The 14,503-nt window shown below is 64.2% G+C and carries 13 protein-coding genes; 2 read left to right on the top strand and 11 right to left on the bottom strand.

The genetic code is table 11. The annotated features are described in order from the left end of the window. Positions 1-23: 23 nt before the first annotated feature. Positions 24-614: an NADPH-dependent FMN reductase gene (locus QBJ92_RS04590; RefSeq protein ID WP_277968511.1), complete on the top strand. Its 591-nt coding sequence runs from the start codon at positions 24-26 to the stop codon at positions 612-614. Positions 615-623: 9 nt separating this feature from the next. Here the strand turns inward: QBJ92_RS04590 and QBJ92_RS04585 are convergent, their stop codons facing one another. The 10 genes from QBJ92_RS04585 to cyoA all read right to left on the bottom strand — a co-directional run bounded on the left by QBJ92_RS04585 (position 624) and on the right by cyoA (position 9,716). Further along, entirely contained in the window at positions 624-1,922 is a 1,299-nt protein-coding gene (locus QBJ92_RS04585; protein ID WP_277968510.1) for an Hsp70 family protein, read from the bottom strand. A 90-nt stretch (positions 1,923-2,012) separates the two neighbouring features. Continuing rightward, positions 2,013-2,642: a glutathione S-transferase gene (locus tag QBJ92_RS04580; protein ID WP_277968509.1), complete on the bottom strand. Its 630-nt coding sequence runs from the start codon at positions 2,640-2,642 to the stop codon at positions 2,013-2,015. After that, positions 2,639-3,019 carry a ribonuclease HI gene (locus QBJ92_RS04575; RefSeq protein WP_277968508.1) on the bottom strand — a complete coding sequence of 127 codons (381 nt, stop codon included), beginning with the start codon at positions 3,017-3,019 and terminating at the stop codon, positions 2,639-2,641. The genes QBJ92_RS04580 and QBJ92_RS04575 overlap by 4 nt, the downstream gene beginning before the upstream one ends. Positions 3,020-3,092: 73 nt before the next feature. Next, positions 3,093-3,626, bottom strand: a complete 534-nt coding sequence (locus tag QBJ92_RS04570) for a response regulator transcription factor (protein WP_277968507.1) — start codon at positions 3,624-3,626, stop codon at positions 3,093-3,095. Then, positions 3,616-4,929, bottom strand: a complete 1,314-nt coding sequence (locus tag QBJ92_RS04565) for an ATP-binding protein (protein WP_277968506.1) — start codon at positions 4,927-4,929, stop codon at positions 3,616-3,618. Before QBJ92_RS04565 ends, QBJ92_RS04570 begins: the two co-directional genes overlap by 11 nt. Continuing rightward, positions 4,926-5,627, bottom strand: a complete 702-nt coding sequence (locus QBJ92_RS04560) for an SURF1 family protein (RefSeq protein WP_277968505.1) — start codon at positions 5,625-5,627, stop codon at positions 4,926-4,928. Before QBJ92_RS04560 ends, QBJ92_RS04565 begins: the two co-directional genes overlap by 4 nt. After that, positions 5,624-6,025, bottom strand: coding sequence for a cytochrome o ubiquinol oxidase subunit IV (cyoD, locus tag QBJ92_RS04555; protein ID WP_277968504.1), 402 nt, complete (start codon positions 6,023-6,025; stop codon positions 5,624-5,626). The genes QBJ92_RS04560 and cyoD overlap by 4 nt, the downstream gene beginning before the upstream one ends. Beyond that, positions 6,022-6,645: a cytochrome o ubiquinol oxidase subunit III gene (cyoC, locus tag QBJ92_RS04550; protein WP_277968503.1), complete on the bottom strand. Its 624-nt coding sequence runs from the start codon at positions 6,643-6,645 to the stop codon at positions 6,022-6,024. Before cyoC ends, cyoD begins: the two co-directional genes overlap by 4 nt. Continuing rightward, on the bottom strand, positions 6,642-8,645 hold the full coding sequence (cyoB, locus tag QBJ92_RS04545) for a cytochrome o ubiquinol oxidase subunit I (protein WP_277968502.1): 2,004 nt from the start codon (positions 8,643-8,645) through the stop codon (positions 6,642-6,644). The genes cyoC and cyoB overlap by 4 nt, the downstream gene beginning before the upstream one ends. A 12-nt stretch (positions 8,646-8,657) precedes the next feature. After that, the gene (cyoA, locus tag QBJ92_RS04540; RefSeq protein ID WP_277968501.1) at positions 8,658-9,716 is read right to left on the bottom strand and encodes a ubiquinol oxidase subunit II; all 1,059 of its coding nucleotides are present in this window, start codon (positions 9,714-9,716) and stop codon (positions 8,658-8,660) included. A gap of 184 nt (positions 9,717-9,900) precedes the next feature. On the opposite strand from cyoA, the gene QBJ92_RS04535 reads away from it, so the two are divergent. Next, positions 9,901-11,235, top strand: coding sequence for an MFS transporter (locus QBJ92_RS04535; RefSeq protein WP_277968500.1), 1,335 nt, complete (start codon positions 9,901-9,903; stop codon positions 11,233-11,235). Between the two features lie 92 nt (positions 11,236-11,327). Here the strand turns inward: QBJ92_RS04535 and QBJ92_RS04530 are convergent, their stop codons facing one another. Beyond that, positions 11,328-14,441 (bottom strand): helicase-related protein, encoded by a 3,114-nt coding sequence (locus tag QBJ92_RS04530; protein ID WP_277968499.1) that lies wholly within the window; start codon positions 14,439-14,441, stop codon positions 11,328-11,330. Positions 14,442-14,503: the final 62 nt, after the last annotated feature.

Here is a 14,503-nt window from a genome sequence, read left to right as displayed (position 1 = left end):
GACCGTGGCTGTTGGAGTGACGCATGAGCGACCGTATCCTGATTTTCTACGGCTCCTACCGATCGGACCGGTTGGGCATTCGTCTCGCCCAATATCTCGTGACCGCGTTCGCCGAGCGTGGGGCCGCCCCCGAACTGATCGACGCAAAGGCCATCGGCCTTCCGATGCTCGATCGCATGTACAAGGAATATCCCGCGGGTACCGCCCCGGCGGCGCTGGAAACGCTCGCGGGCAAGATCAAGGCGGCGGACGCGTTCGTGTTCGTCGCGGGCGAGTATAATTGGAGCGTCCAGCCCGGGCTCAAGAACCTTACCGACCATTTCCTCGAGGAATGGTTTTGGCGTCCCGCGGCGATCGCTAGCTATTCCGCGGGACGTCTGGCCGGCGTGCGCTCGGCGACCGCATGGCATCCGATCCTGTCGGAAATGGGCATGGTGATCAGTCCCACGCCGCTGTCGGTCGGCGGAATCGGTAAGGCGTTCGATGCCGAGAACACCCCGGTCGGGGACGGGGGCGCTGCGGTCGTCAAGGCGTTTCCGCGCTTTGCCGACGATCTCGCGTGGTGGACCGAAGCCGCGCGTGCACAACGCGACCGGCGCGACCCGCCGTACTGAGCGCCTGCGTTACGCTGCCCAGGCGGCGAGGTCGTCCTGCTCGCCGATGAGGGCAAGCCCGTGGGCGATCGACGTCAGTTCGCCCCCCGTTGCGATGCGATCGTCACCGAACCGGTCGGTGAACATCTGGCGCACGCGCGGCGTCAGCGACGATCCGCCCGTCAGGAACACGCGGTCGATGCTCGTCGCAGGTGTTGCCGAAACCTCGAGCACGCGATCGACCGCTGCTTCGATCCGCGCAATGTCGGGGGCGATCCACGTTTCGAAGGCGGTGCGCGTGACATCAGCCTCGATCGACAGGCCACCGCCTTCGAAGCGGAAGGTTGCCTGTTCCGCAGCGGACAGGTCGCGTTTTACCCGACCGACCGCTTCGTGCAGCTGGAAGCCGAGTTCTTCCTCGATCACCGCGATCATCCGGCCGATCGCATCCGGATCGAGCGCCGATTTGCGCAGCTTCTCGAGTTCCGCGATCGTCCTGCGGTTGCGCATCAGCGCGAGCCGCGACCAGTCCGCAAAATCGGCGAAATAGCCGCGGGGAATCTCGAGGATCTTGTCGAACGAACGATAGGATCCCCCCTTGCCGAGCAGGGGCATGACGAGTTGGTCGACAATCCGCGCATCGAACCGGTCGCCCGCGATGCCGACCCCGGCGTGGCCGAGCGGAACGCACCGCCGCGCGGCGCCCGGCGCCTCGATCCGCACCACCGAAAAGTCGCTCGTCCCGCCCCCGAAATCGGCGACGAGGATGGTCGCGGGGTCGCTGATCCGCGAGGCGTAGCTGAACGCCGCGCCAAGCGGTTCGTAGACGTAATGGACCTCCGCGCCGAGCTTGGCGAACATCAGGTCGTAGCGTTGCCGCGCCAGCGCGTCGTCCGGGCGGTACCCGGCGTATTCCACCGGACGCCCGACCACGATCCGCGCGGCACGATCGAGCATGCCGCCCGATCGCGCCGCCATCTTGGCAAGGAAGGTCTGGCCGAGATCCTCGAACCGATACCGCCGCTCGAAGATCGTCGCGTGTTCGAACGCGGCGTTGGCGGCGACCGACTTAAACGACTGAAGGAAGCGGCTGCCTTGCGGATATTCTAGATATTCGGCGATCGCCCATGGCCCGGCCTCCGCAGCGATGCCGCCTTTGACCGAATCCTCCTCCCAGAAGCACAGGGCGGACCGGAACGCGGCGTCGGGCCCGCTGGGGGATTCGAGCGCGAGCAAATCCGACGTCCCGTTCCGCGCGACTGCGGCGACCGAGTTGGTGGTCCCGAAATCGAGACCGAGCGTGAACGGAGCGGAGCGCGGATCAGACATGCGCATTGCCGCTACACAGGACGGTGCATGAGCGCAAAGCCGTTCGGGCCGGATCGTGGTGGCTTCGTCGCGGATTGCGCCTTGTCGACTTCAAGTTGGCCAAAGGACCGTTGCGGAGTCCGGCTCCCACGGTGCGTACCGCGCCATGACTATCGCGAAGAGTGGCGATCGAATGTGGCGTTCGAGCCATGTCTGGACCCGCGGCAAGGGTTCAGCGGCGAACCAAGCTGGATCGATCGCGGCAAACTGGCGGACGAACGGAAAGATTGCGGCATCGGCCAGCCCACGCGCCGGACGGCAGAGGTTGTCGTGCCGGTTCAGACGCTCCTCCAGGTGCCCGAGCCACTCCAACCCCGCTGCGCGGTGTACGGTCGGGTCGGAGGCGTGGCGTTCGGGATATTTGGTCCGGTCGAGGTGGAATTTGAAGTGGTCGTCGCAACTGGCGATCAGGGCAGGGTCGTCCCCGTCCAGCCACGCTTCCGGATCGTACTGCGCCAGCGCCCAGCGCATGATGTCGAGGCTTTGATCGATTACGACGCCGTTGGGCGGGATCAGCACGGGCACCGTGCCCTTTGGGGAGGCCACAAGCATCGCGGCGGGTTTGGTGCGGAGCACCACCTCGCGCAGTTCGACGGAGACGCCGGCCACGGCAAGCGCGAGGCGGGCGCGCATCGCATAGGGACAGCGCCGGAAGCTGTAGAGGACTGCAGGCGCGGTCACCGGCCCGCCCGCCGCGCCAGCGCGATCCCGGCCAGATTTTGCGATCGCTTGATGTAGCGGATCGGCGGAGCGACCCCGCCTGTCATTTCGTGGAGCACCGCAAGATGCGCCGCACCCGATCCGCGACAGCGATGCCCGCCGGTCGCTTGCGCAATCACCGCCGCCGCATCGCCGAGCAGGACGTATGTGCTGGATGCAAGGCCCAAATCGCTGGCAACGCGCTGGGCGGCGACGAGCGCATGCCATTCGGCGTCCATGCTCGCCCCTTCGCCGAGATCGAAGATCCGCACCTTGCCCTGAACGACGACCGCGACTTCCATGCGACCGGGGTTAGGGCGACACCCGCCGTCGAAGTAGATTTTGACCCGCGATCCCATCGGCTTCGGTTACGCGCAACGCGCCAGCAGCGCGAGTCCGTCCTGCGTGCGGTTGGTGCCAACTATCGCCTAGTTAGCTGATACGCCGTTTCTCGAGTTTTCGCGCGAGCGTGCGGCGGTGCATGCCCAGACGCCGTGCAGTTTCCGAGACGTTGAAGCCGGTCGCCTCGAGCGTTTCGTTGATCCGCTCCCACTCGATCGTCTTGATCGACGTCTGGCGATCGCCGATCGGCACGTCCGCGTCGCCCAGCGTCATGCCGAACGCGCGTTCGATATCATCGGTGTTGGCTGGCTTGGCGAGGTAGGAGGTGGCGCCAAGCTTTATCGCCTGCACCGCGGTGGAAATGCTGGCATATCCCGTAAGAACCACGATGACGGTGTCAGGGTCGTGCGCGCGCAGGGTCTCAACGCAGGCCAGGCCGGAGCTTCCGGCGAGCTTGAGGTCCACCACGGCATAATCCGGCGTCCGTTGCGCGAGCAAGGCTGGCAGTTCGGCGGGGCCTTCGGCCAGCACGACCTCGTAATCGCGACGCTGGAACGAGCGTTGCAGGGTCCGCGCGAAGGCGGCGTCATCCTCGATGATCAGAAGCACGGGATTACTCGCCATCATCGTCTCCGCCCAGCGCAATCGCAGCCAGCGGCAGGCGGAAGGTCACCTCGGCACCGCTGCCGGGCTGGTTACGCGCGGTCAACGCGCCATCGAGTTTACGGGCCACGTTGCTTGCCAAAAATAGTCCCATGCCGCGACCGAGCTCATGCTTGGTGCTGTTGTACGGCTTGCCGATGTTCGCGAGCTGCTCAGCGGCGAAGCCGGGGCCGGTATCTCGAACGATCAACATCATCGCCTCCGCCTCTCGGGCCAACGTGATGCTGATCCGCTGCGGGGAGTATTCGGCGGCATTGTCCAGCATGTTGAAGACGGCCTGCTGGAGGACGACGTCGGAAACGATCGGCAGGTCCTCCCCGAAACGATCCTCATACGTCGCGTTGGCAAAGCCGCGCGCCGCGATCCAGTCCGCCACGACCCGGTCTACGAAAGCGCGCACCGTCGTTGCTGCGGAATTCTCCCCACGGGCATCGCCCGATGAAAGCAGGATGCTGGTGACGATCGCCTTGCAACGGTGCACCTCCGCCTGCATTTCCTCGATGTCGCGCATCAGTTCCGCGTCGCGCGCGACGGTCGGGTTGCGGCGCCAGTCCCCGAGAATGACCGACAGCGACGACAAGGGGGTGCCCAGTTCATGCGCCGCGCCGGACGCGAGCATCCCGATCCGGACGATGTGTTCCTCCTCGACCGCATGGCGCTCGATATCCGCAAGGCGCATGTCCTGCGTGCGCAGGTTGATGTTGATCCGGCCGACGAACGCCACGAGCAACACGGCGACCAGCGCGAAGCAGACCCACATCCCCTGGACGTGCAGCGCGAACAACGATCGGTCGAAGCCCGGGGGCAGGATGATCGGGCGGTAGAAGGCGGTGAGGATCACGAACGACAGACTGGTCGCACCGACGATCGTCCAGGCCGACCAACTCGCCAACAGCACCGACCCGAGGACGACTTGCAGCAGAAAGAGCGAAACGAACGGGTTGGTCGCGCCGCCGCTGAAATAGAGCTGAGCACTGAGCGCGAGGACGTCGAGCAGCAGTCCGCCGAACAGCGTCTTGTTGGTGATCGGCGATTCCAGCCGAAGTCGCAGCAGGCTCGCGGCGTTGAGTACGACCAAGCCGGTCAGCACGCTCAACATCGGCATCATCGGCAAGCGGATGCCGAACACGACGTGTGTCAGCAGGATCGTCCCGAGCTGCCCCGCCACCGCCATCCAGCGCAGTTCGACGAGTTGCAGCATGTTGGCATGGCCCGCGGTCTGCGAGACCGGGACACCCCGCCAGTTCGCCACCCGCGGACTCATGTCTTGTGGTCGGGACGCAGCCGTTCCTGACGGAGCCAATACACGAATCCGGCGGTGCTCATGAGCGCGAGAATGTACCATGTGACCGCATAAGCAAGATGGCTGTTGGGGAAGTGGATCACCGTCAGGCCGCCAACCGGCGCACCCGTGCGCGTGTCGCTCGCATCGGCATCGACGAAATAGGGTAGGGCGGGGGAAAGACCGCGGCGCTTGGCGATCGCGCCGACGTCGCGCGAATACCAGCGTTCGTCCGCCGGTGCATTGTCGCGCAAGAACCCGCCGTGTGGCTCGTCAAGCCGGAGCAGGCCGGTCACCGTGACGGCTCCCGGAGTTGGTGACAGTGCGGCGCGCGTGGGGACGTACCCGCGATTGATCAGGAGGATCGAGCCGTCGTCCCGCCGCAGCGGGGTCATCGCCCAGAAGCCCGGTCCGCGCACGGTTGATGCCTGGACGAAGGTTTCCCGGCCGGGGAGATAATACCCGGTCGCCCGGACCCGGCGATAGGCATCGTCGGTACCGGCAGTGGCGGGCGCGGGGACCGGCGTGGCGTGAACGCGCGCGTCGACGCGCGCGGTGAGGTCCAGCTTCCACGCCCGCCGCTGGACCTGCCAAGTGCCGAGACCGAGCAGCGCGACGATGACAAACAGCCACGCAACCGCGACCGCGCCCCGCCGTACGCGCCGACCCGTGTTGCTCACCCCATCTGGCTCATGTCTTGGGTCGGCATCATGTTCGCGTTCATGTGGTACATCACCCACAGTGATCCGCTCAGCGCGATCCCGACGATGACGATCGTGAAGATCAGCGCCATCATCGACCAGCCGCCTTCCGCACGACGGTTCATGTGCAGGAAGAAGATCATGTGGACGACCATTTGCACCGCGGCGAACGCCATGATGATCAGCGCGGTTGCTTGGTTGGTCAGCGTCCGCGTCATCACCAGCCAAAAGGGAATGGCGGTAAGGATGACCGACAGGCCGAAGCCGATCGCGTAGCTCTTGTACGAACCGTGCGACTCTTCGTGCAGATGCGCGTCGTGATCGTCGTGGCCGTGGCCGGCGTGATCGTGCGCGGCGTGGTGGAGGTCAGCGCTCATCGCAGCATTCCCAGCAGATAGACAAAGGTGAAGACGCCGATCCAGATGACGTCGAGGAAGTGCCAGAACAGGCTGAGGCACATCAGGCGGCGCTGGTTGGCGGGGATCAGGCCCTTGACCTGGATCTGCACCATCAGTGTGAACAGCCAGATCAGCCCGAAAGTGACGTGCAGCCCGTGCGTCGCAACCAGCGTGAAGAAGGACGACAGGAACGCGCTCTTCTGCGGGGTCGCCCCTTCATGGATCAGGTTGGCGAACTCGTAGAGTTCGATGCTGATGAAGGCCATGCCGAACAGCGCGGTGACGAACAGCCACAGCTGGGTCTGGCGCACCTTGCCGTTGGTCATCGCGAGCATCGCGAAGCCATAGGTGATCGACGAAAACAACAGCATCGCCGTGTTGACCGCGACCAGCGGCAGCTCGAACAGCTGCTTGGGGCCGGGGCCCCCCGCATAGCTGGTGCCGAGCACGCCGTAGGTCGCGAACAGCATCGCGAAGATTAGGCAGTCGCTCATCAGGTAGAGCCAGAAGCCGAGCATCGTGCTCGACCCCTCTGCGTGATGCGGCTCCTCGGCGAGGTGGAACGTGTCGATATCGTAATCGGACGTGGACGCGCTCATGCCTTTGCCTCCGCGAGGGCCGCCGTGCGGGCGTCCTCCTTTGCGGCGACGGTCGCCTTGGGGATGTAATAGTCACGCTTGTAGATGAACGTGTGACCGATCGAGACGCCGAGGATGGCGACGAAGCTGACCGCGGCAAGCCACCAGACGTACCAGATCATGCCGACGCCGAAGGCAACGCACAGACCCGCGAGGATGACACCCGAGCCGGTATTCGAAGGCATGTGGATATCCTTGAAGCCAGTCGTCGGACGCTCGTAGCCGCGCGTCTTCATGTCCGCCCACGCATCGCCCTGATGGATGACCGGGGTGAACGCGAAGTTATAGTCTGGCGGCGGCGACGAGGTTGCCCACTCAAGCGTACGACCGTTCCACGGATCGCCGGTGGTATCGCGCAGCTTCTCACGATCGCGGATGCTGACCGCGAACTGAAGGAGCATTGCACCGATGCCTGCGGCGATCAGCAACGCACCGATCCCGGCGATGATGAACCAGATCTGCAGGCTCGGGTCATCGAAGGTACGCAGGCGACGCGTAACGCCCATCAGGCCGAGCACGTAGAGCGGCATGAATGCGAGGTAGAAGCCTACGACCCAGCACCAGAACGACACCTTGCCCCAGAAGTCGTTCAGGCGGAACCCGAATGCCTTCGGCCACCAGTAGTTGATGCCGGCGAAGGCACCGAACACCACGCCGCCGATGATGACGTTGTGGAAGTGGGCGACGAGGAACAGCGAGTTGTGGAGCACGAAGTCGGCTGGCGGCACCGCGAGCAGGACGCCGGTCATGCCGCCGATCGTGAAGGTGATCATGAACGCGATCGTCCACATCATCGGCAGCTCGAAGCGCACCCGGCCACGGTACATCGTGAACAGCCAGTTGAAGATCTTCGCGCCGGTCGGGATCGAGATGATCATCGTGGTGATGCCGAAGAACGAGTTGACGCTCGCGCCCGACCCCATGGTGAAGAAGTGGTGCAGCCAGACGAGGTAGGCGAGCAGGGTGATGACCATGGTCGCATACACCATCGAGGTGTAGCCGAAGATGCGCTTGCCCGAGAAGGTCGAGGTGACCTCGCTGAACACGCCGAACATCGGGAGAATCAGGATGTAGACTTCCGGGTGACCCCAGATCCAGATCAGGTTGACGTACATCATCGGGTTGCCGCCGAGCGTGTTCGTGAAGAACGCGGTGTCGACGTAACGGTCGAGGCTGAGCAGCGCGAGCACCGCGGTCAGGACCGGGAAGGCTGCGACGATCAGGATGTTGGTGCAAAGTGCGGTCCAGCAGAAGATCGGCATCTTCATCATGGTCATGCCCGGTGCGCGCATCTTGACGATGGTGGCGATCAGGTTGACGCCCGACAGCAGCGTGCCGACACCCGCGATCTGGAGCGACCAAATGTAATAGTCGACACCAACCCCCGGGCTGTAGCCGATCCCCGACAGCGGCGGCATGGCGAGCCAGCCGGTCTGTGCGAACTCACCGACGAACAAGCTCATCATGATGATCACCGCGCCTGCGGTGGTCATCCAGAAGCTGAAGTTGTTGAGGAAGGGGAAGGACACGTCGCGCGCACCGATCTGGAGCGGGACGACGTAGTTCATCAGGCCCGTCACGAACGGCATCGCGACGAAGAAGATCATGATGACACCGTGCGCGGTGAACACCTGGTCATAGTGGTGTGCGTTGAGATAGCCTTCGTTGCCGAACGCCATCGCCTGTTGTGCACGCATCATGATCGCGTCGGAGAACCCGCGCAGCAGCATGACAATGCCGAGGATCATGTACATGATCCCGATCTTCTTGTGATCGACGCTGGTGAACCACTCTTTCCAGAGGTAGCCCCACAGTTTGAAGTAGGTGAGGGCCGACAGCAGCGCGATCCCGCCGAGTGCGACGCCACAGAAGGTGGCGACGACGATCGGTTCATGGAGCGGCAGCGACTCAAGCGTAAAGCGGCCGAGGATCGGACTGACGTTGAGGGGTGAAGCTTGCATGGTACTGGCCATTTAGAGGGGGCGCTGCTTGGGCGTGTTGGACTCTTCGGGAGTCGAAGGTCCGCGTTGCGGTACGTCGGACGGGCTTTTCGGCGGTGCCTGTCCGGCGCTGCGCGTTGTCAGCGGGGACGAAGAGCGTTTGCCTTCAGCGTTGCCGCTGTTGGGCATGCCTTCCATCGCCGCGCTGTCCTGCATATCCTTCTTCATCATGTCGCTCATGCACGTCGTACCGGGGCGGATGCACTGGTTGACGACGGCACTGTAGATCGTCGGATCGACGTTGGCGAAGCGCATCACCGGAACCTTCTCCGACGGCTTTTCGAGCTTGAGATAGTCAGCGCGGGTCAGATTTCCACCCGCCGCTTTGTTCCGGGCAACCCAGGCGTTGAAGTCGCCTTCGGTCATTCCGTGGAAACGGAACTTCATGTCCGAGAAGCCCGCGCCCGAATAGTTGGACGAAAAGCCCTCGTAATTGCCGGGCTTGTTGATGACTGCGTTGAGCTGCGTTTCCATCGACGGCATCGCGTAGATCATGCCGGCGAGCGTCGGGATGTAGAAGGCGTTCATGACCGACGACGATGTCAGACGGAAATGGATCGGCCGGTCGACCGGCGCCGCGAGCTCGTTGACGGTTGCGAAGCCGTATTGGGGATAGACGAACATCCACTTCCAATCGAGCGCGATCACTTCGACCTCGAGCGGCTTGACGTTGGCTACCAGCGGCTTGCCCGCCGCAACGCGCCCGATCGGACGATAGGGGTCGAGCAGATGGGTCGCGGTCCAGGTCACCGCGCCGAGGCAGATGACGATCAGCAGCGGTGCCGCCCAGATCAGCAACTCGAGCTGCGACGAGTGATCCCAGTCGGGATCGTAATCGGTCGTCTCGTTGCTCGCCCGGTATTTCCAGGAGAACAAGCAGATCAGACCGATGACGGGCAGCACGATCACCAGCATCAGCGCGGTCGAGAAAACGACGAGGTCGCGTTGTTGCAGGGCGATGTCGCCGGCGGGGTTCATGACGACCATGTTGCAACCCCCCAGCAGCATCGCGAGCATGCCAGCGGCAGCCAATTTGCGAATCGGGCGGCGGAGAATCGGGGTGTGACGGAGGGAGGACATACCGGCGCGCTATACACAGATGCTGCGGTGCGACATTGGACATTTTGTCCAATCCCATTGGGTCATGTTATGCGGCATACCGCCCGTAATGATTGCACCAATGACCGATCGTTCCCGGTCCAGGAAAACGCCAACGATGACTGTACAAACTGCATCCCATAACGCCGAGCGTGATGCACGTGCGATCAACGCGCGCCACGCGCATGGCGATGGCCATGTCGACCCGAACGAAATAGCGATCGGCGTGGTCATTGGCCGCACGTCCGAATTCTTCGACTTTTTCGTTTACGCGATCGCATCGGTGCTGGTGTTCCCGGCGCTGATCTTTCCGTTCGTGGATCGGTTGACGGGCACGCTTTACTCGTTCGGCATCTTCGCGCTGGCGTTCATTGCCCGCCCGATCGGTTCGCTGATCTTCCTCTCGGTCGATCAGGTGCTCGGACGTGGAACGAAGCTGACAATCGCCTTGTTCCTGCTCGGCGGGTCGACCGCGGCGGTCGCGTTCCTGCCGGGTTACGAGACGATCGGCGCCTGGGCGATCGTCCTGCTCGCGCTGTTCCGAATCGGCCAGGGGATCGCGCTCGGCGGGGCATGGGATGGCCTTGCATCGCTGCTCGCGCTCAACGCACCCGAGAACAAGCGCGGCTGGTATGCGATGATCCCGCAGCTTGGCGCGCCGCTCGGTCTCATCGTGGCAAGCGCTTTGTTCGCGTTCTTCCTGAGCACCTTGTCGCCGGCGGACTTCCTCGATTGGGGCTGGCGCTATCCGTTCTTCGTGGCGTTCGCGATCAACGTGGTGGCATTGTTCGCGCGGCTTCGCATGGTTTCGACGCCGCATTATGCCGCGATGTTCGAAAGCCGTGAGCTGGAGCCGTCGCACGTCTTGGAGACGATCAAGAGCGACTGGCGCAACATCATCATCGGCGCGTTCGCGCCGCTTGCGAGCTTTGCACTGTTCCACATGGTCACGGTGTTCCCGCTGTCGTGGGTCCACCTCTTTACCGACCAGAGCCCCGAGCGTTTCCTGTCGATCGAGATTTTCGGCGGTATCGTCGGCGTGATCGGCGTGATCGCGTCGGGCCTGATCGCGGATCGGGTCGGTCGTCGCTACCTGTTGGGCGTCACGGCTGCCGGAATCGCGGCATTCAGCGGCTTCGCGCCGCAGTTGCTCAGCGCTGGATACACCGGCGAGTTAACGTTCGTGCTCGTCGGCTTCGCGCTGCTTGGTGTGGCGTTCGGTCAGTCGTCGGGTGCGGTCGCGGCAAACTTCGGCAGCACGCGCCGCTACACGGGTGCTGCGCTCACGTCGGATCTGGCATGGCTGGTCGGCGCCGGGTTCGCACCGCTGGTCGGTCTGCTCCTCGCGAGCAACTTCGGCTTGATCGCCGCCGGTGGGTATCTGCTGTCGGGCGCGCTTGCCACGCTGATCGCGCTGGGCGTCAACAAGGAACTGGGTCGACGGATCTCGTAACCATCCGAAGAAACGCCCCCCGGCATCCGTGCCGGGGGGCGTTTTTGATTCCTGAGGGTAGGGGGTTGTGGCGGAAGGGACGTAAAGCCGTGTCAGCCGACCAATTCCTCCAGTAGCGCCTGAACCCTGGCGGTTCGAGCCGCATCGTCGGTAGGTTCTGCGAGCAGATACCGACCGTTCTTCTCGGTGAGCCCGGCGTCTGCGACGTCCGCGTCGAAATCGCGGCGTGGCGTCAGGGCGATCGCCGCAGCCCCCGCATCGATGCGCTCCACCCGTGCCGATCGCGCGAGCAATCGAACCCGGGCACGCATGAGCAGCGCGGCAGCATCGTCCGGCAGGGCGCCGAAGCGATCGACCAGTTCGTCCTCTAACGCATCGAGTGCTGCATCGTCCGTCACGCGACTGAGCCGGATGTACAGCGATAAGCGCACGTCCTCTTCCGGTATCCAGTCGGCGGGGAGACCGCCGCCCGCGCCCAGATTCAGTTCGGGAGTCCAGCGTTCGACGTCCTCGCCACGCGCCTGCCGCAATGCACCACCAAGCAGATGCTGGTACAGATCGATCCCGATCAGCTTGGTGTGCCCCGCCTGAGTTTCCCCAAGCAGGTCGCCGGCACCGCGCATATCGAGATCCTGCGCGCTGATATCGAACCCGGCGCCCAGCCGGTCGAACGTCGCGAGCGTCCGCAACCGCTTGATCGTTCGGTCGGCAATGGCATCCTCCGAGTCCGTCAGCAGAATGACTTGGCCGCGCCGGTTTCCACGGCCTACGCGCCCGCGCAGCTGGTGCATTTGCGCCAGTCCGAACCGATCCGCGCGCCAGACGATCATCGTGTTTGCACGCGGCACGTCCAGCCCTGCCTCGATGATATTGGTCGCGAGCAAGACGTCGCCTTCGCCGTCCGAAAAAGCGACCATGACGTCGTCGATCTCCGAAGCGGGCATCTTTCCGTGCGCTTCGACGATCGTCAGGTCCGGAACAGCTCGGCGCAGCTTCGCTCCCACGCCAGCCATGTCCTCGATCCGCGGGACGACGACGAAGCTTTGCCCACCGCGCCCCTTTTCGCGCAACAGGGCCGTCCGAACCCGCGCTTCGTCATATTGATCCAGGCTGGTCCGGGTCGGTTGGCGACGCGCGGGCGGTGTTGCGATGATTGATATCTGCTGCAACCCGACCAACGCCATCTGCAGCGTTCGGGGGATTGGCGTCGCGCTGAGCGTCAGCAGGTGCACGTTCCCCGATCCGCGCAGCCGCGCCTTGTCCGCGGCACCGAAGCGCTGTTCCTCGTCGATAATGACCAGACCGAGATTGGCATAGCGAACCCCCTTGGCCATCACCGCGCCAGTCCCGATCACGATCCGGATCGATCCGTCGGCAAGGCCTGCCTTGGTCGCCTTCTTGTCCGCCGCGCTCGACAGCCGTGACAACCCGGCAACCTTGATCCCGGCGGCTTCGAACCTTCGTCGGAAGCTGTCGAGATGCTGGCGGACCAGTACCGTCGTCGGCGCGGCGATGACGACCTGATAGCCGGCAAGTGCCGCGATCCCTGCCGCCCGCATTGCAACCTCGGTCTTGCCGTACCCGACGTCGCCCACGACGAGGCGATCCATCGGTCGCCCGCGCGCAAGATCATCGCGGACCGCGTGGATCGCGCGCGCCTGATCAGCGGTTTCGTTGAATGCAAATCCGTTGGCGAAGCGCTCATATGCCGCCGGGTCGGGGGCGAGCACTGGCGCCTCGAGCGTCTCGCGCGCCTTCGCCAGTTCGGTCAGGCCACGCGCGCTTTCCGCGATCGCGGCGTCGATGTCGCCGCGGCGTTTCTGCCACGAGGAGCCGTCGAGTTTGTCGAGCGTGACTGCGTCGGCATCCGCACCATAACGCCAGATGCGATCGGCGTCGTCGATCTCGACCAATCGCCGCGCCCCCCCGGCGTATTCGAGGGCGATCATTTCGCCTGAAGTGGTTTCCGCGCCCGGTGCTGGCTGGAGACCGAGCACGCAACCGATGCCATGATCCTCGTGCACCACAACATCGCCGACGCGCACTTCGGTGGTCCCGGCGAGCGGGTTAGCAACCTCCGGCTGGACGTCACCGAGCAGGGCGCGACTGCCAAGCAGATCCGATGCGGCGATCACGAGCATCTTGTCGTCGACGAACCCAGCATCGACGGGCATTTCAACAATGGCGGCCTGGCCTGCGGGAAGATCGCGGAGGGCCTCCCAATCCGGCACCGTGGAGAAGGTTACGTCGAGCCTTTTCGCAACTCGACCGCGGAGGAAACGCAGGTCACGGCGGCTTCCGGCCAATACCAGCGCATGGTCGGCAAGCAATGGCTTCGCAAACCGGACCAGCTTTGCAAGTGGCGCCTTGACCTCGGCAAAGCGCGGAACTTCGGCTGCCGCACCGCCGAGATCGGTCGTCTCCCAACCCTGCAGCGCGCGCTGCCATTGCTTGTCTTCGATCGCATCGACCTTGCCGGTCCCGCGATTGGCGACGTCGCTCGCCAATTGAAGAAAGCGCAGGCGGCGCTGATCGGCTTTGGCTGATAACGCGATCTTACCGGGGACGAGATGATCGAGAATGGCCACCGGGTCCGTCATCGGAGGTTCCGACGCACGGCCGATTTCCAGCGTCTCGAGCGTATCCAGGGTGCGCTGCGACGCGGGATCGAAACAGCGGATCGCGGAGATGCGACCCTCTACTACGTCGATGCGAGCGGGACGGGTCGCATCGGCGGGGAAAATGTCGACTACCTCTCCACGCACCGCAACCTCGCCCGGTTCGTCGACGCGGTCGTCCGCGACATAGCCGAGTTCCTCGACCATCGGTGCGAAGGCTTCCAGATCGATTGCGTCGCCAGTCCGCAACGCGGGCGGCGCGCGATCGAACGATGCGGGGGAAGGGTATCGTCGAGCGGCGGCCTCCCCACTGAGGATCAGCGCTATTCGGACGCGTTCGGCCTTTGCCTGAGCGAGACGCAGCGCGTGCAGCGTCGCGACCCGCCGCCCGGCGTTCGCCGGAGACGCAGGCGCAATATCGCCGGGTAACGTATCGCTGGACGGCAAGAAGAAGACCCGTGATCGCGCCGTGATCGCCTCCAGCGCACAGGTGATTGCCTCGGCTTGCTGGTCGTCGTCAGCGAGGAAGATAAGGTCGTCCGTCCGCAGCGCTTCGGCGATGCGGGTTGCGATATGCGCGATATTCATGCCGCGCTGCGCCGGTAGCGGCTTTGGCGACCATAGGGTCCAGCAGGCGGGAGCATTCCAGA

The sequence above is a fragment of the Sphingomonas echinoides genome (assembly GCF_029623395.1).
In the GTDB taxonomy this organism is placed as follows: Bacteria; Pseudomonadota; Alphaproteobacteria; order Sphingomonadales; family Sphingomonadaceae; genus Sphingomonas; species Sphingomonas echinoides_A.
This window is presented reverse-complemented; position numbering and strand designations above follow the sequence as displayed.